Here is a 15,352-nt window from a genome sequence, read left to right as displayed (position 1 = left end):
TTCCGTAATCCGCCGGCGGGCCGGGGATTCCGCGGCCTGGCCGGTCAGTCGATGACGAGGTAGCCCGCGTCCCGCAGCGCCGCGCCGACCTCGGCGCAGTGCACCGGCCCCTTCGTCTCCAGGTGCAGCTCGACCTCGGCCTCCGTGAGCCCGAGCCGGGGATCGGTGCGCACGTGGCTCACGTCGAGGACGTTGGCGTCGACCACCGACAGCACACCGAGAAGCGTGGCCAGGGCGCCGGGACGGTCCGTCAGACGCAGCCGCAGCGACAGGTAGCGCCCGGCGGCGGCCATGCCGTGGCGCAGGATCCGCTGCATCAGGAGCGGGTCGACGTTGCCGCCCGACAGGAGCGCCACGACCGGGCCCTCGAAGGAGTGCGGGTCGCTCAGCAGCGCCGCGACAGGGCTCGCCCCGGCCGGTTCGACGACCAGCTTGGCCCGCTCCAGGCAGAGCAGCAGCGCGCTCGACAGCTCGTCCTCCGAGACCGTACGGACCTCGTCGACCAGCTCCTCGACCAGCTGGAACGGCACGTCACCGGGGCGTCCCACCTTGATGCCGTCGGCCATCGTCGCCGGATACGGGATCGACACCGGCCGCCCGGCCTCCAGCGAGGGCGGGTACGCCGCCGCGCCCGCCGCCTGCACACCGATCACCTTCACGTCGGGGCGCAGCGCCTTGACCGCCACCGCGATGCCCGCGGCGAGCCCGCCGCCGCCGATGCCGACGACGATCGTGCGCACCTCGGGGCACTGCTCCAGGATCTCGAGGCCGACCGTGCCCTGCCCGGCGATGATGTCCGGGTGGTCGAAGGGGTGGATGAACACGGCGCCCGTCTCGTGCGCGTACTCCTGCGCCGCCGCCAGCGTCTCGTCGACGACCTGCCCGTGCAGCCGCACCTCCGCGCCGTAGTCCCGGGTCGCCGCGACCTTCGGCAGGGGCGCGCCGACCGGCATGAAGACCGTGGAGCGTACGCCGAGCAGAGAAGACGCGTGCGCTACACCCTGCGCATGATTTCCGGCACTCGCGGCGACCACGCCCGCGGCGCGCTCCTCGGGGAGCAGGCCCGCGATCCTGACGTACGCGCCGCGCAGCTTGAAGGAACCGGTCCGCTGGAGGTTCTCGCACTTGAGGTGCACCGGCGCCCCGACCAGCCCCGAGAGGTGCCGGCTGCCCTCCATCGCCGTCATCCGAGCGACCCCCGAGAGCATCTTCTGCGCGCCGCGCACATCGTCCAGGGTCACCGTCGGCAAGGAGTCAGCCGTGCTGTAGCTCATGACGGCAAGTCTCGCAGCTCACGCCGTACGGCTCCTGGCGTGACCACGGTCCGAGACTGGTTTGTGCAGCGTCGGTACGGCCCGCCGTCCGGCCGCGTACCCTGTCCCCCAACCCACCACCCCTCGCATGAAGTGAGCCCCCGGCCATGCCCACACCACCGGAAACGATGGACATGACGACCGCCGGCGACACCGGCCTCCTCGAAACCCTGCAGCACCAGGTGGCGGTCTTCGCCCGCCGTGCCGAACAGACCCGGCTCGGCGGGGTCGGGCAGGTGCGCAACTCGATGGACCGAGCCGCGTATCTGCTGCTCAACCGCCTGGACAAGGAAGGCCCGATGGGCGTCAAGGCGCTCGCCGCGAGCATGGGCATCGACTCGTCGACGGTGACGCGTCAGGTCGCGCCGCTCGTCGACACGGGCCTCGTCAAGCGGACGTCCCACCCGGAGGACGGGCGCGCGGTCGTCCTCCAGCTCTCGCCGCGCGGCCTCGCCCGGCTCGACGAGGTACGCACGTCCAGGCGGTCGCTGATGGCCGAGTTGACGCAGGAGTGGACCCCGCAGGAGCGCGAACAGTTCTGTGCGCTCCTCACGCGCTTCAACACCGCGCTGTCCGCGCGGCAGACGGGTCAGCCCGCCCCGTCCGGGGAAGCCGCTCCCGGCTCTTGACCCCGGGCCCGCACCTGCCCTCATATGAGACCGGGCCCCTGTCGCACGCGGCCGGGGCCCGTCCCGTCCCGGTGAGCGGCCGCCGAGCGGCCCGGCTGGAGGTGCGGTGCGAGAACGGCGCGCGTTCCAGGACGCCCGCCGGGCCCGGGAGTTCGAGGCGTTCGTCGCGGGCGCGGCAGGGCGGCTGCTCCATGCCGCGACGCTGCTCACCACGGAGCCGGCCGGCGACAACCCGCGCGCGCGGAAGCTGCTCACATCGGCGCTCGCGCAGACGTACGCCTCCTGGGACAAGCTGCGCGGCGAGGACCCCTACGACCGTGCCCGCAAGGAGCTCGCCCTTCGGTTCGCCCGCGCGGCCTGGCACCAGCACCGCGGGTACGGCGGCGTGCTGCGTCACCTGGGCCCGCAGGAGCGGCTGATCCTGGTGCTGCGCATGTACGAGGGCGTCGGCGAGGAGCAGGTGGCCTCGCTGCTCGGGCTCCCCATGGAGCGCGTGCACGCCATCCACGCGCGCGCCATGGCGCTCGTCCTGCACCCGCCGCGCGGGCCCGCCCCGGCCTCCCTCGGGGACGCGGCGGCCCTGAAGGAGGTGCCGTCATGAACGCACAGGCCCGCAGGGAACGCGAGGTCCGCGCGGTCCTGGAGGCCGCCCAGGGAGCGCTGCCGCCCGAGATCCACACCGAGGCGGTGCGCCGGGGCGGGCGGATCCTGCGCCGCCGGAGGGTGCTGCGCCGCCTGATGTGGCTGGCGCTGTGCCTGGCGATGACCGTGTTCTTCGTGTGGGCCCTGCTGGCCAGGCCCTGGGTGGAGCCGCCGTCGGGGACGACTCCACCACTCACGGGCTGGTGACCGCGTGCCTCCTCACGGAGGCCTTGCGGAGGATCAGCCGAGCGCCTGCTGGAGGTCGGCGAGCAGGTCGTCGGCCGACTCGATGCCCACGGAGAGGCGCACGAGGTCGCCGGGCACTTCGAGCGCCGAGCCCGCGACCGAGGCGTGCGTCATGCGTCCCGGGTGCTCGATCAGGGACTCCACACCGCCCAGGGACTCGCCCAGGGTGAACAGCTTCGCCCGGTCGCAGACCGCCACGGCGGCCTCCTCGCCGCCCTCGACCTGGAACGACACCATGCCGCCGAACGCCTTCATCTGCTTGGCCGCGACCTCGTGACCGGGGTGCTCCGGAAGGCCCGGGTACAGCACACGCGTCACGCGCGCGTGCCGGGACAGCATGTCGGCGACCTTCGTCGCGTTCTCGCTGTGCCGGTCCATGCGCACGGGCAGCGTCTTGATGCCGCGCAGCACGAGCCAGGCGTCCATCGGCCCGGCGACGGCGCCCATCGCGTTCTGGTGGTACGCCAGCTCCTCGCCGAGCGCCGGGTCGGCGACGATCAGCGCGCCGCCGACGACGTCCGAGTGACCGCCCATGTACTTGGTCAGGGAGTGCACGACGACGTCCGCGCCGAGCGCGAGCGGCTGCTGGAGGTACGGGCTCGCGAAGGTGTTGTCGACGACGAGCCGCGCCCCCGCCTCCCGCGCCACGTGCGCGACGGCGGCGATGTCGGTGATCCCGAGCAGCGGGTTGGACGGCGTCTCGACCCAGATGACCTTGGTCTTCGGTGTGAGCGCCGCGCGCACGGAGGCCGGGTCGCTGGTGTCGGCGACCGACCACTCCACGCCCCACCGCGAGACGACCTTCGCGAACAGCCGGAACGTGCCGCCGTACGCGTCGTTCGGGATGACCACGTGATCGCCGGGGCTGAGGAGCGTACGGAGAAGGCAGTCCTCGGCGGCGAGCCCGGAGGCGAACGCCAGGCCGCGGCGGCCGCCTTCGAGGGCGGCGAGGTTCTCCTCCAGGGCGGTCCTGGTCGGGTTGGCGCTGCGGCTGTACTCGTAGCCGCCGCGCAGCCCGCCCACGCCGTCCTGCTTGTACGTGGAGACCTGGTAGATCGGGGGGACCACGGCGCCCGTCAGGGGGTCGGCCGTGTTGCCCGCGTGAATGGCCACGGTCTCGAACCCGTGACCATCGTGGGCGCTCTGGCTGTTGTGCGTGTCGCTCATGCGGCCAGAGCGTAGTGCGCGCACGGGCCGCGCGGCGTCCCTACCGGGCCTGGTTCGCCAATTGTCCGACCCTTCTGGTTCGCTTGTACGCATGGGAATTCTCTGGGTCCTGATGGCAGTGGTCATGTTGGGGGCGGTGCTCGGCCCGTACCTGCTGCGCAGGCGCGGCGGGATACGCCAGGTCGCGCCCGGTTCGCCGGACGCCGCGGACCCGGCGGAGTACGGCTTCATGCGCCAGGAGGACCTGGACGTACGGCTCCCCGGCCCCGACCAGGACCTGTTGAACGTGATGTCGGTGGTCCAGCGCAACCAGGACTTCACCGCCGCCAAGCAGCTCCTCGCCGGCACGGGCAGGGAGAGCGAGCAGCGCTGGGAGCGCGTGCAGGCGATCGCCGGCGCCGCCGCCCTGGAGCTGGCGCAGACCCCGCGGCTCGGAGCCGGATGGCTCCACGCGTGGCGTGCCCAGGAATCCAAGGACCCGGGCGGGGCACAGGTGTTCGCGGAGTTCCTGGTCCAGCAGGCCTGGCGGAACGCGGGCGGTGAGGCCCAGGCCGACGAGCGGCGGATCATCCTGGAGGAGGCCAGGTCGGCCTGCGAGGACGCGGCGCTCCTGGCCCCCGGCGACCCGGTCCCCCACATCACGCATCTCGCCGTGGCCCGCGGCCTCGGATACTCCCAGCACGACTTCGAGCAGCTCTGGCTCAAGATCCTCGACACGGCGCCGGGACACATGGGCGCCCACCTCGCGGGCCTGCGGTACTGGTGCGAGAAGTGGCACGGCTCGCGCGAGCTCGCCTTCGCCTTCGCCGAGGCCGCCGCCGCGCGCGCCCCGCGCGGCTCGCTCCTCGCCGCGCTCCCCCTCTTCGCGCTCTACGAGCACCTGCCCGAGGTCAATCTGGTGCGCAGCTTCTACCAGAGCGAGGTCGTCACCAAGTCGATCCACGGCGCGCTCTTCGCCGTCCAGGCCGCCCGCCCGGACGACCCGATGCTCGCCCACGTCCGCCACCTCCTGGTGTTCTTCCTGGTCCGCTGCGAGCGCTGGGCCGAGGCCATGGAGCAGCTGCTCCACGTCGACGGCCACGTCGGCGCGCTCCCCTGGACGACGGGCACGGACCCGGCCGCGGACTACGCCGTCTACCGGGCGCTGGCGGTCGCGGGCTACGAGGCGAACGGCGGGAGCCCGGCGACGCTGCGCCACTGACCGCCCCGCACGGACCGGAATTCCGGCGGTCAGCCCTCCGCGCGGACGGGCAGCCGCCATCCCGGGCGCGGGAAGTGGCAGGTGTAGCCGTCCGGGTAACGCTGCAGGTAGTCCTGGTGCTCGGGCTCGGCCTCCCAGAAGGGGCCGACCGGCTCCACCTCGGTGACGACCTTGCCGGGCCACAGTCCGGAGGCGTCCACATCCGCGATCGTGTCCTCGGCGATCCGCTTCTGCTCGTCGTCCACGTAGTAGATCGCCGAGCGGTAGCTCAGGCCGATGTCGTTGCCCTGGCGGTTCTTGGTGCTCGGGTCGTGGATCTGGAAGAAGAACTCCAGCAGCGCGCGGAAATCGGTCTTCGCGGGGTCGAAAAGGATCTCGATGGCCTCCGCGTGCGTGCCGTGGTTACGGTACGTCGCGTCAGGCACGTCACCCCCCGTGTATCCGACCCGGGTCGCCGTCACGCCCGGGAGCCGGCGGATCAGCTCCTCCATCCCCCAGAAGCATCCGCCTGCCAGTACGGCCCTCTGCGTCTGCGTAGCCATTTCGGCCCCTCCAATATCTGTCAGCTCGGTCACTCGGGCTCCTCGGCTCGCACACCACCGGCATCTCACGCCCACTGTCCTCAACGCGCGAGGGTTCCAGGCGATTCCGTGCCCGTCCGACCCGCCCTGCGGTCGCCGACTCGCTTGCCACGATTGCCCTCATGTCATCGGGTGGTCAAAGGGTGGCCAGGTCGTGGCCAAGGCGCCGTATGCGTTCGGCATGCGGCCCCGGCGGCGGGCGACATAGCGGGATTTACTTTTCCTTTGCTGGCTAGTGTGACGGAACGAAAGCGTCCGCGGCGAAGGGGAGACAGCGGTGGAGGTGCCGAGACGTTCGCGGCTTCTCGACCATGTCGAGAACGCCGAAGCGGAATCTCCCGCAGGGGCCGACACCGGTCCGGCGCACGGGCGTTCACGGCCCCTCGACGATGCGGGCGGCGTCGGCGCGGGGGCGCTCGCGCACGATGACGGGGCGGGCCCGAAGCCCGCGGTGGCCTCGCCCGCGCCGGGCGGTGGGCGCATTCCGGTGCTGCCCGGGCTCGGGACCAGCTGGTACGAGCGCGGGGCGCGGTACTGGATGCGGCGTACCGGGACCGGTGTGCTGTGGCTGGTCGTGCTGGCGTTCTTCTGTTTCGTCTCGCTGAGCCTCTACTCGGGGTTCCGCGAGTCGCTGCCGTCGGGCGTGCGCACCGTGTGGGACGTGGCGCAGGCCGTCGCGGCCTGTGTGGGCGCCGTGTGGGGGTGGATCGCGCAGAGGCGGGCGCATGGCAGGGATCTGCTGGACCCGCCCCGTCCCGGGCGGACGCGGGCCGCGCGGCGTGCTTCCGTCGGGCGCTCCACCGGTCTGGCCGTCCTCGGCCGTGGCCTCGTGGTGATCGCGGCTCCCGTCATGCCGGCGTTCGCCGCGTTCTGCGTGGGCTGGAGCGTCGCCGCGCTCACCGTCCGCGTGTATCCGACCGAGGTCGGCGCGCGACGGGCGATGCGGGCATAGGCGGGGCGTGCTCGCCGCATCGGCGGGCGTACCAGGGGGCGTACCGGCGGGCGGGCGAGGTCAGGGGTGGCCCCCCGAGGCGCGCAGTGCCCTCGCGTGGTGGCGCAGGGGCTCGATCTCCTCGGTGGCGCGCTCCAGTTCGGTCAGCCAGGTCCGTATCCGGGTGTCGTCCGCGGCGTACTTCAGGCACTCGCCGAGCGCCGCGGTCAGGACCTTGAGCTTGTTCTCGTAGACCGTGAGGTAGTCGTCCATCGCCGTGCGGGCGGGGTGGACCGTGGAGTTGAAGAGCACGCCGACGCTCTCGCCGCCGGACGGGGCCAGTTCGCGCACGCGGTCGGCCGTCCGGGACAGGCGTTCCCTGATCTCGTCGGGGCTCTCCCAGGCCGGGGGCCCGTAGGCCAGCACCCGCACGGAGTCCCATGTCGCGCTTGCCCGGCCCTTCTTCGTCCTGCCGCAGTCGAGGGACAGGCTCACCCCGTAGAAGTCCCTGCCCCGCTCCGCCTCTGTCGCCACCAGGGACACGGCGAATCGGTCCACGGCGCCCGCGGGGATCAGCTGACTGACGGAATGGCGGTAACTCCCTTGCCTGAGGGGGAAGTTGACAGCGTACGCGGCGCTCGGGCCCATTCTTCGCTGCTGTGCCGGCAAGGGTGCGGTGATCGTCGCCCCGGGCAGGACGAGAACGAACGGCGGCTCGATCGGGGGGACGTGCAGCAGGCCCTTCACATCCACCTGCACGCGTCGCACGATGCCGTCCAGGTCGCCCTCGTTGCAGACGGCGATGTCCAGGACCGGGCGATCCGGGACCAGTTCGCCCAGGACACGCGCGTCCGCGTCCGGCTCGGCGAGCACCGTCTCCGCGTCCTTCACCGTGACGTCGACGAAGCTGATCGCCCCGTCCTGCTTCCGCCGCGCCCGCAGCGTCGCCCACGCCGCGATGACCGCGCCGACGGCCGCCGCCACGATTCCCCCGACGGCCCCCATGACCGCAACCAGCATCGCGCTCCCCGCCCCCGCTCCCCGTCCCGCCCGAACGTCAGGAACCCCTGCGTCCGGCAGCCGTCGCACAGCCGCTCTCGCAGCGTAGGTGCGACCACTGACAACGGGCCGTGCTCACGGTGTCCGGGACGGTGTCCTCACGCCGCGAGGCGTACCTCGCCCTGACGCGGGGGCGCCCGGCGGACGGCAGGCCGTGAGGCCGGAGCGGCGAGGCGGAGCAGTTCGGACTGGCCGAGGGCCAGGACGTCGGCGAGGCCGAGGCCCAGGGCGTGGGCGGCGGCCGCCAGCACCTCCGACGACGCCTCCTTGAGGCCGCGCTCGATCTCGGAGAGGTACGGCAGGGAGATGCGGGCGGCGTCGGCGACGTCCTTCAGCGTGCGGTCCTGGGCGAGGCGCTCGCGGCGCAGGACGTCCCCCACGATGTCGCGCCAGAGCGGCTCCTTGGACGGGCGCCCGGCAGGCTCCGCCGGAGCGGGGCACAGGTCCGGGCGCAGGGGGATGACACGGGCGTGGTTCGACGCGTGGCTGCTCACGGGTTCAGCGTAGGAGCGGCGCACGCGGTACGGCCCACCGTTCTGCCCCCGGCATAACGGTGGGCGTGGCACCCGGCCGGCCTCACACGCGCCCCCGCGCCACCTCGGCCCGCATGCGCGCGGCCGTACTCGACGGGTCGTAGCCCTCCGGAACCCCCTCGACGAAGATCACCTCGCCGTCCAGGTTCCGTGTCCGCAGCGGGATGAGCTCCTGGTAGGCGTCGGAGGCGTACCAGCCGTGGGCCGCGGCCTTGTCGGGGAACGAGATGACGACGACGCCCCCCGGCCACGCCCCCTCGATGTCCTCCGGCTGGGCGCCGTGCACGAGGAAGCGGCCGTCGAACGGGTCGAGGGTCGACTGGATGCGCTCCATGTAGTCGAAGACCTCTTCGTTCGGCACGGTGGTGTTGCGCAGAGCGGCGATGGCGTAGGCGGTCATGAGGTCCTCCCCGGCAGGATCGGTTCGATGACTCGATCCTGCCGGGGGACGGACGGACCGTCGATTACGCCTCAGGTAATGCCCCGGGTGCTGCCCTGGGTGACGGGTCGGGCAACGGCGAGGGTCAGATCGTCGCCGTGTCGATCACGAAGCGGTACCGCACGTCGCTCGCGAGCACGCGCTCGTACGCCTCGTTGATCTGGCTCGCCTCGATCAGCTCGATCTCGGCGCCGAGGCCGTGCGCGGCGCAGAAGTCGAGCATCTCCTGGGTCTCCTGGATGCCGCCGATGCCGGAGCCCGAGAGGGACTTGCGGCCCGCGATCACGGAGAACAGGTTGAGGGAGATGGGCTCCTCGGGGGCGCCCACGTTCACCAGGGCGCCGTCCGTCTTCAGGAGCGAGAGGAACGCGCCGAAGTCGAGCGGGGCCGAGACCGTCGACAGGATGATGTCGAAGGTGCCGGCCAGCTCCTCGAAGGTCTTCGGGTCGCTGGTCGCGTAGTAGTGGTCGGCGCCCAGCTTGAGGCCGTCCTCCTGCTTGCGCAGGGACTGCGACAGGACGGTCACCTCGGCGCCGAGCGCGTGCGCGATCTTGACGCCCATGTGGCCGAGGCCGCCCATGCCGAGGACGGCGACCTTCTTGCCGGGGCCCGCGTTCCAGTGCTTGAGCGGGGAGTACGTGGTGATGCCCGCGCACAGCAGCGGCGCGGCCTCGTCGAGGGCGAGGCCCTCGGGGATGCCGACGGTGTAGTTCTCGTCGACGACGATGTGGGTGGAGTAGCCGCCGTAGGTGGGCTCGCCGTTCTTGTCGAGGGCGTTGTACGTGCCGACGTTGCCCTTGGCGCAGTACTGCTCCAGGCCCGCCTTGCAGTTGTCGCACTCGCGGCAGGAGTCGACCATGCAGCCGACGCCGACGCGGTCGCCGACGGCGAACTTGGTGACGCCGTGGCCCACCTCGGTGACGATGCCGGCGATCTCGTGGCCGGGGACCATCGGGAAGATGCCCTCGCCCCAGCCGTCGCGGGCCTGGTGGATGTCGGAGTGGCAGATGCCGGCGAACTTGATGTCGATCAGGACGTCGAACTCGCCCACCGGGCGGCGCGGAATGGTGGTGCGCTCCAGCGGAGCCTTTGCGGAGGGTGCGGCGTAGGCGCTGACGGTGGTGATCTGTGCGGTCATGCATACAGCCTGCCCCAGCCGGAGGCATCCTCCGTGCTCAGGGCCTTGCCCCGCTTTGCGTACGCCCACTGGTCCTACTACTGGCGGGGTCAGGAACACCTTCGTACGACTGTGGCGGCCCGGCGATACTGGAGGCATGGACGATGACGGGACCCGCGCCGCCCCGGCCGCCGGCGAGCCGCTGGACCGGCGTGCCGAGCTGAGCGAGTTCCTGCGCACCCGGCGGGCCCGGCTGAAGCCGCAGGACGTGGGGCTGCCGGACTTCGGCAGGCACCGGCGCGTGCCGGGCCTGCGCCGTGAGGAGCTGGCGCAGCTGGCCGGCGTGTCGGTGGCGTACTACACGCGCCTGGAGCAGGGGAACGGGCGGAACGTGTCGGCGGAGGTGCTCGACGCGATCGCGCGCGCCCTGCGCCTCACGGACGCGGAGCACGCGCATCTGACGCATCTGGCCAAGCCCAAGCAGCACAAGAAGAAGCGGGCCTCGCGGGAGCAGCAGCAGGTACGCGGGGCGCTGCGGCATCTGCTCGACAGCCTGGAGGGCGTGCCCGCGTACGTGTCCGGCCGGCGCTCCGAGGTGCTCGCCTGGAACCGGATGGCCGCGGCGGTCTTCGGCGACTGGAGCGAGCTGCCGCCGCGGGAGCGGAACTGGGCGCGGATGGTGTTCCTCGCCCCGGCCTACCGCGACCTGTTCGTGGAGTGGGACGCGAAGGCGTCCGACATGGTCAGCTATCTGCGGCTGTACGCGGGCTGCCACCCCGACGACCCGGAGCTGTCGGCGCTGGTGGGTGAACTCTCCGTCAAGAGCGAGGAGTTCAGGCGGCTGTGGGCGACGCACGACGTCAAGGAGAAGAGCCACGGCGTGAAGCGGCTGCGGCATCCGCTGGTGGGTGAGCTGAGCCTGTCGTACGAGAGCATGAACCTGCCCGACGACGAGGAGCAGCATCTCGTGGTCTACCACGCGGAGCCGGGCTCCCCCTCGGCCGAGGCACTGCGCCTCCTCGCGAGCTGGGGCACGGACGCGGTCCGGGCGGGCCTGGGCGAGAACCTCCGGCCCCACCCGGACCGGTGACGGCAGCCCCGGCCGAACGGTGACGACATCCTCACCGGACCGGTGACGACAGCCCCGCCCGAACGATGACGACAGTCCCGCCCGACCGGCGGCGGAAAGCGCACCCGACCGGCAGCGGAAGGCGCACCCGACCGATGACGAAAGGCCCCCTCTACGGCTGGTAGGGCGGCGCCGCTCCCCAGTTCCACAGCGGTACGGGCTGTTCGGCGGGCCGGTCCGCGTCGGGGCCGGAGAAGTACACGGCGAGCCGGGTGCCCCACTCGACGTAGGCGCTGAACGCCGAGCGGAACTCGGCGTCGGACGGCAGGCCCGCCTCGTCCGCCGCGTCCTGGATCAGATTGACCCAGCGGCGGCGCTGCGGCTCCGTGATGTGCTTGCCGACGTGCTTGGCGACCATGTGGCTGTGGCCGCCCTGCTGTTCGGAGTAGGTGGCGGGGCCGCCGAAGACCTCGCCGATCCACAGGGCGACGTGCCCGGCGTGCTCGGGCGGGAGGTCCGCGAACAGGGGGCCGAGGAGGTCGTCCTTGACGACCTTGGCGTAGAAGACGTCGGTGAGCCGCGCGAAGGCCTCGGCACCGCCGGCCCAGTCGTACAGGCTGGGGACGGACGCGCCGGTGCCGCGCACCGATGTGGGCTTGTAGTGGCGCATCTCGTCGATGTTCCCGACGTACGGCCTGATCTCGGCGAGGAAGTCCTCGAAGAGGTCGGACTTGCGGAAGCCCTCGATGTGGTCCTCGGTCGAGGTCCAGGTGATGCGCAGGATGAAGTGCTCGAAGTCCTCCTCGCAGCGCGCCAGCTCGTAGTCGACGCACTGGGGCGCCGCGGCGAGCCGGCCGGCGGCGCGCGTGTAGGCCGCGAGGAACTCGGCGGACCGGTCCTCGGGGATCCGGTAGCGGATGTACTCGACTGTCTGCGTCGTCATGGCAGTCAGCAAAACACGGGTGTCCCGCCCCGGCCATGAGGTCGGGACGGGACACCTGGGCTGTCAGCGCTGGGCGTAACGGGCCGTGCCCGTCACTACACCGGCGGGCGTAGTGCGCCTACGCCACGCGTCGCGGCTACTTGCCGTAGTACGCGTTGTAGATCGAGATCGTCGACTTGTTGCCCTTCTTGTCGGCGATCTTGGCGTGGAAGGAGACGGCCTTGCCCTTGGCCGGGTTCTTCACGGTGACCTTGCCGTTCTTGACGTCCAGCTTCTTCCACGTCTGGCCGTAGTCGTAGGAGACGTACACGGCCAGCGACTTGAGGTTGCTGCCCGCGGCCGCGCCCTGGACGGTGACGGGGACCGACTGGGTCTTGTCGGCGGGGGCGGTGCTGTCGAGGCCGACGGCCGCGGCGAAGCGGGCCGTGGACAGCGGCAGCTTGGCCGCCTCGGCGGAGGAGGCCGGCTTCTTCGAGCGGAACGTCCAGCTGGCGTCGACGCGGGTGGAGGCCGCGGCGATCTTGACGCTGCGCTTGATGGACGTCGACAGCTTGTACTCGGCGTCGCCGGAGGTGACCTTGAAGGGCTGCTCGCCCACCAGCGGGTCGTCGTTCTCGCCGACCTTGGTGCTGCCCTTGTAGAGGGTGGTCTTCACCGAGAGGTACTGCGAGTAGCCGGCGTGGGTCTTGCCGTCGGCGTACATCGGCAGGTTGCCGTAGATCTCGTTGCCGTCGCGGTAGACGCCGTAGTCACCGCCGATGCGGGGGCCGAAGACGCCGGTGTTGAACGTCTTCTCGTAGGCCTTGCCGCCCTGGAACGACTGGGGGGTGCCCAGCGTGTAGGAGGCCTCCTCGGTCGGGAAGCCGTCGCTGTCCTCGGGGCCGTTCTGCGAGAAGTTCAGGCCCCACTTCGCCTTGTCGCCGGTGGACAGGTGCAGGGTGCGGGTGCCGGGAAGCTTCTGGTCGACGGCGACGGACCAGCCGCCGGAGCTGACGGGCAGCATGCCGCTCGCGCCCACGGATCCGGTCTTGTCCTTGGCCGCTCCGCCGAGACCGACCTTCACCGTGGCCAGGTCGCTCGCCTTGTAGTGCTTGGTGTAGCCGGTGGCGAGCTTCTTGACGGTGCCGCCCGCGACGGTGTCGTACTCGGTGTCGGCGCCCTTCGCCCACACGCCGGTCCACTGCTGCTGGAGCTTGACGCCGGTCGGCTCCGGGCCGAGGCCGGCGGTGCGGAAGTTGGTGTACGAGTCCAGGATCCAGCCGTAGCCGGACGAGGAATCGGCGGTGTCGAGCGTGAACTCGGGCACGGCCAGGATGCCCTTGGCGGCGGCGTCCGGGACGGTGACGTCGACGGGCTTGGTGGTGCGGGCGTCGAGCGTGACCGTCGTGTTCCTGGTGACGTCCAGCTTCGGCTGCACCAGCCAGTCGGCGCCCTTGGAGAAGTCCTCGGGGTCGGCCACCAGGTACTCGTTCAGGGTGTAACTGCCCTTGGGGACACGGACCTTGACGGTGCCCGAGTTCGGGTCGTAGGCGTCGAAGTACGCGTCCGTGCCGATGCCGGCCAGGGACGTCTCATAGCCCTGGGCGTCCTTGCCGTCACGCCCGATGTGCTTGAGCGTCACGTCGTACGACTCGACCTCGCGCTGCACGGCGGCCGCGGTGCGCACGGTCTGGCCGCCGCCCGTCGCCACGACGTACGCGGAGTACGCGCCGTCGACGGTGCCGCCGAGCTTCGTGTTCGCGGTCAGGTCCACGGAGGCGGTGCCGCCCGCGGGGACGGTCACCTTCGTCGCACCGAGCTTGAAGAAGCCGGCCGGGGCGGCCTGGCCCTTCGGGTTGGTCCCGGTGGCCGTCAGGTCGAGGGTGACGTCCTTGTCACCGGTGTTCCTGTACGTCACCTTCTTGGTGAGCGCGGCATCGTCGGTGTGCGGCCACTGCGCGACGCCGAAGCTCACCGAGACGGGCTCGGCGAACACGGTCTGCGTGATGGCCTTGTCGACCTGGATGCGGCCCGAACCCTGCTCGAACGGCGTGTACTTGCCGCCCTTGGTGGAGCCGGTGAGGGCGCCCTTGAGCTCGGTGGACTTCCAGTCCGGGTGTTCCTGCTTGAGGATCGCGGCGGCGCCCGCGACGTGCGGGGTCGCCATCGACGTACCGGAGATCGTGAGGTAGCCGGCGGGGTTCTCGCCGACCTCCTTGTCGATGACGCTGCCCGGGGCGGCGGCGGCCGTGATGTCGACGCCGGGGGCCGTGACGTCCGGCTTGACGGCGCCGTCCCCGACGCGCGGGCCGCGGCTGGAGAAGTCGGCCAGCTTGTCGTTGCCGTCGACCGCGCCGACGGTCAGGGCGGCGTCCGCGCTGCCCGGGGAGCCGACGGTCGAGTCGCCGAACTCGCCTTCGTTGCCCGCGGCGATGGCGAACAGGATGCCCTTCTCGGCGGACAGCTTGTTGACCTCGGCCTCGAGCGGGTCGATCTCGGGGGTGTCACCGCCGCCGAGGCTGAGGTTGACGACGTCGGCGCCCTGGTCGGCCGCCCACTCCATGCCGGCGAGGATGCCGGAGTCGTCGCCGTAGCCGTCGTCGCTGAGGACCTTGCCGTTGAGCAGCTTGGCCCCGGGGGCGACGCCCTTGTACTTGCCGCCCGACTTGGCTCCCGTACCGGCGGCGATGGACGCGACGTGCGTGCCGTGGCCGAAACGGTCCACCGCGTCGGCGGAGGTGGAGAAGTTCTTCTCGCCGACGACCTGGCCCTTGAGGTCGGGGTGGGTCGCGTCGACGCCCGTGTCCAGGACGGCGATCTTGACGCCCTTGCCGTCGTAGCCGGCCGCCCACGCCTTGGGGGCGCCGATCTGCGGGACCGACTTGTCGAGGCTGGCCTTGCGTACGCCGTCGAGCCAGATACGGCTGATGCCGGAGGCGGTGGAGCCCCGCGAGGTCGTGACGGCGTCCCAGAGGCGGGTGGCGTCCTGCTTGGGCGTGGTGACGGCGTCCGCGTTCAGGGACTTGAGGGTCCTGCGGACCGTCGTGTCACCCGCGTCGCGCACGTCGGCGCGGGCGGCGGTCGCTGTGCCCCGGTAGCCGACGATCACCTTGAGGCCGTGCTTCTGGGCCTTGCGGTTGGCCGACTTGGAGAGCTCGGTGACGTCGAAGAGCCGCTGGTCGAGCTTGCCGCTCGCGACCAGGCGCTGTGCGTCGGCCGGCACCACGAGGGTGTGGCCGCCGACGGTGCGCGTCTGCGCGGGGATGTGCTCACGGCCCTTGGCGTGCTGGTAGCCGACCGGCTTCCCCTTCGCGTCGAGGGTGACGCGGTCGCCGGTGATGAGCGTGATGTGCTGCTTGGGCGCGGCCTTCGCGGCCTCGCCGGACTGCGCCGCGGGGGCGGCGGCCACGGCCGGGGCGGTCAGACCCGCGGTGAGGACGACGGCCGCCGCGGCGGCCACCGTCGTGGCGCTCAGTCTCTTTGAGGTTATTCGTGCCTGTCTG

15 protein-coding genes are annotated in these 15,352 nt (G+C 71.6%); 6 read left to right on the top strand and 9 right to left on the bottom strand.

The window, feature by feature from the left end; translation table 11 throughout:
• Window positions 1-44 precede the first annotated feature (44 nt).
• Window positions 45-1,274 (bottom strand): threonine ammonia-lyase, encoded by a 1,230-nt coding sequence (ilvA, locus tag LGI35_RS27705; RefSeq protein WP_227296966.1) that lies wholly within the window; start codon window positions 1,272-1,274, stop codon window positions 45-47.
• A gap of 167 nt (window positions 1,275-1,441) precedes the next feature.
• On the opposite strand from ilvA, the gene LGI35_RS27700 reads away from it, so the two are divergent.
• The 3 genes from LGI35_RS27700 (at window position 1,442) to LGI35_RS27690 (ending at window position 2,791) form a co-directional block, all read left to right on the top strand.
• Window positions 1,442-1,942: a MarR family winged helix-turn-helix transcriptional regulator gene (locus LGI35_RS27700; protein WP_116510573.1), complete on the top strand. Its 501-nt coding sequence runs from the start codon at window positions 1,442-1,444 to the stop codon at window positions 1,940-1,942.
• Between the two features lie 106 nt (window positions 1,943-2,048).
• Window positions 2,049-2,543: a sigma factor-like helix-turn-helix DNA-binding protein gene (locus tag LGI35_RS27695; RefSeq protein ID WP_227296964.1), complete on the top strand. Its 495-nt coding sequence runs from the start codon at window positions 2,049-2,051 to the stop codon at window positions 2,541-2,543.
• Complete coding sequence (locus LGI35_RS27690; protein WP_227296963.1) at window positions 2,540-2,791, top strand: hypothetical protein; 252 nt, start codon at window positions 2,540-2,542, stop codon at window positions 2,789-2,791. Before LGI35_RS27695 ends, LGI35_RS27690 begins: the two co-directional genes overlap by 4 nt.
• A 33-nt stretch (window positions 2,792-2,824) precedes the next feature.
• Here LGI35_RS27690 and LGI35_RS27685 read toward each other — a convergent pair whose 3' ends face one another.
• The gene (locus LGI35_RS27685; protein WP_227296962.1) at window positions 2,825-3,997 is read right to left on the bottom strand and encodes a cystathionine gamma-synthase; all 1,173 of its coding nucleotides are present in this window, start codon (window positions 3,995-3,997) and stop codon (window positions 2,825-2,827) included.
• Between the two features lie 91 nt (window positions 3,998-4,088).
• On the opposite strand from LGI35_RS27685, the gene LGI35_RS27680 reads away from it, so the two are divergent.
• Complete coding sequence (locus tag LGI35_RS27680) at window positions 4,089-5,198, top strand: hypothetical protein (protein ID WP_227296961.1); 1,110 nt, start codon at window positions 4,089-4,091, stop codon at window positions 5,196-5,198.
• 29 nt (window positions 5,199-5,227) lie between these two features.
• Here LGI35_RS27680 and msrA read toward each other — a convergent pair whose 3' ends face one another.
• Window positions 5,228-5,740: a peptide-methionine (S)-S-oxide reductase MsrA gene (gene msrA / locus LGI35_RS27675; RefSeq protein WP_227296960.1), complete on the bottom strand. Its 513-nt coding sequence runs from the start codon at window positions 5,738-5,740 to the stop codon at window positions 5,228-5,230.
• Window positions 5,741-6,056: 316 nt separating this feature from the next.
• On the opposite strand from msrA, the gene LGI35_RS27670 reads away from it, so the two are divergent.
• Window positions 6,057-6,731: a hypothetical protein gene (locus LGI35_RS27670; protein WP_227296959.1), complete on the top strand. Its 675-nt coding sequence runs from the start codon at window positions 6,057-6,059 to the stop codon at window positions 6,729-6,731.
• 60 nt (window positions 6,732-6,791) lie between these two features.
• On the opposite strand, the gene LGI35_RS27665 is transcribed toward LGI35_RS27670, so the two are convergent.
• The 4 genes from LGI35_RS27665 to LGI35_RS27650 form a co-directional block, all read right to left on the bottom strand.
• On the bottom strand, window positions 6,792-7,730 hold the full coding sequence (locus tag LGI35_RS27665; protein WP_227296958.1) for a hypothetical protein: 939 nt from the start codon (window positions 7,728-7,730) through the stop codon (window positions 6,792-6,794).
• A 137-nt stretch (window positions 7,731-7,867) separates the two neighbouring features.
• Entirely contained in the window at window positions 7,868-8,263 is a 396-nt protein-coding gene (locus LGI35_RS27660; protein WP_279348644.1) for a helix-turn-helix domain-containing protein, read from the bottom strand.
• An 82-nt stretch (window positions 8,264-8,345) separates the two neighbouring features.
• Complete coding sequence (locus tag LGI35_RS27655) at window positions 8,346-8,702, bottom strand: DUF1330 domain-containing protein (protein ID WP_227296957.1); 357 nt, start codon at window positions 8,700-8,702, stop codon at window positions 8,346-8,348.
• Between the two features lie 124 nt (window positions 8,703-8,826).
• A complete protein-coding gene (locus tag LGI35_RS27650) occupies window positions 8,827-9,867 on the bottom strand; it encodes an NAD(P)-dependent alcohol dehydrogenase (RefSeq protein ID WP_279349013.1) in 1,041 nt (346 codons plus the stop codon).
• A gap of 148 nt (window positions 9,868-10,015) precedes the next feature.
• Here LGI35_RS27650 and LGI35_RS27645 point away from each other — a divergent pair, with 148 nt between their 5' ends.
• The gene (locus LGI35_RS27645; RefSeq protein WP_227296955.1) at window positions 10,016-10,948 is read left to right on the top strand and encodes a helix-turn-helix domain-containing protein; all 933 of its coding nucleotides are present in this window, start codon (window positions 10,016-10,018) and stop codon (window positions 10,946-10,948) included.
• A gap of 151 nt (window positions 10,949-11,099) precedes the next feature.
• Here the strand turns inward: LGI35_RS27645 and LGI35_RS27640 are convergent, their stop codons facing one another.
• Entirely contained in the window at window positions 11,100-11,870 is a 771-nt protein-coding gene (locus LGI35_RS27640) for a group II truncated hemoglobin (protein ID WP_227296954.1), read from the bottom strand.
• Between the two features lie 136 nt (window positions 11,871-12,006).
• On the bottom strand, window positions 12,007-15,309 hold the full coding sequence (locus LGI35_RS27635) for a S8 family peptidase (protein WP_227296953.1): 3,303 nt from the start codon (window positions 15,307-15,309) through the stop codon (window positions 12,007-12,009).
• Window positions 15,310-15,352 lie beyond the last annotated feature (43 nt).

This window comes from Streptomyces longhuiensis (assembly GCF_020616555.1).
In the GTDB taxonomy this organism is placed as follows: domain Bacteria; phylum Actinomycetota; class Actinomycetes; order Streptomycetales; family Streptomycetaceae; genus Streptomyces; species Streptomyces longhuiensis.
The sequence above is the reverse complement of the archived record's forward strand: the minus strand, read 5'-3'. Positions and strand labels throughout refer to the sequence as shown.

Bases quoted from the DNA above. Each gene is read 5' to 3' on its own strand.
- LGI35_RS27645 (WP_227296955.1), top strand. From the start codon at position 10,016: ATGGACGATGACGGGACCCGCGCCGCCCCGGCCGCCGGCGAGCCGCTG.
- LGI35_RS27640 (WP_227296954.1), bottom strand. From the start codon at position 11,870: ATGACGACGCAGACAGTCGAGTACATCCGCTACCGGATCCCCGAGGAC.
- LGI35_RS27700 (WP_116510573.1), top strand. From the start codon at position 1,442: ATGGACATGACGACCGCCGGCGACACCGGCCTCCTCGAAACCCTGCAG.
- LGI35_RS27685 (WP_227296962.1), bottom strand. From the start codon at position 3,997: ATGAGCGACACGCACAACAGCCAGAGCGCCCACGATGGTCACGGGTTC.
- LGI35_RS27690 (WP_227296963.1), top strand. From the start codon at position 2,540: ATGAACGCACAGGCCCGCAGGGAACGCGAGGTCCGCGCGGTCCTGGAG.
- ilvA (WP_227296966.1), bottom strand. From the start codon at position 1,274: ATGAGCTACAGCACGGCTGACTCCTTGCCGACGGTGACCCTGGACGAT.
- msrA (WP_227296960.1), bottom strand. From the start codon at position 5,740: ATGGCTACGCAGACGCAGAGGGCCGTACTGGCAGGCGGATGCTTCTGG.
- LGI35_RS27655 (WP_227296957.1), bottom strand. From the start codon at position 8,702: ATGACCGCCTACGCCATCGCCGCTCTGCGCAACACCACCGTGCCGAAC.
- LGI35_RS27680 (WP_227296961.1), top strand. From the start codon at position 4,089: ATGGGAATTCTCTGGGTCCTGATGGCAGTGGTCATGTTGGGGGCGGTG.
- LGI35_RS27665 (WP_227296958.1), bottom strand. From the start codon at position 7,730: ATGCTGGTTGCGGTCATGGGGGCCGTCGGGGGAATCGTGGCGGCGGCC.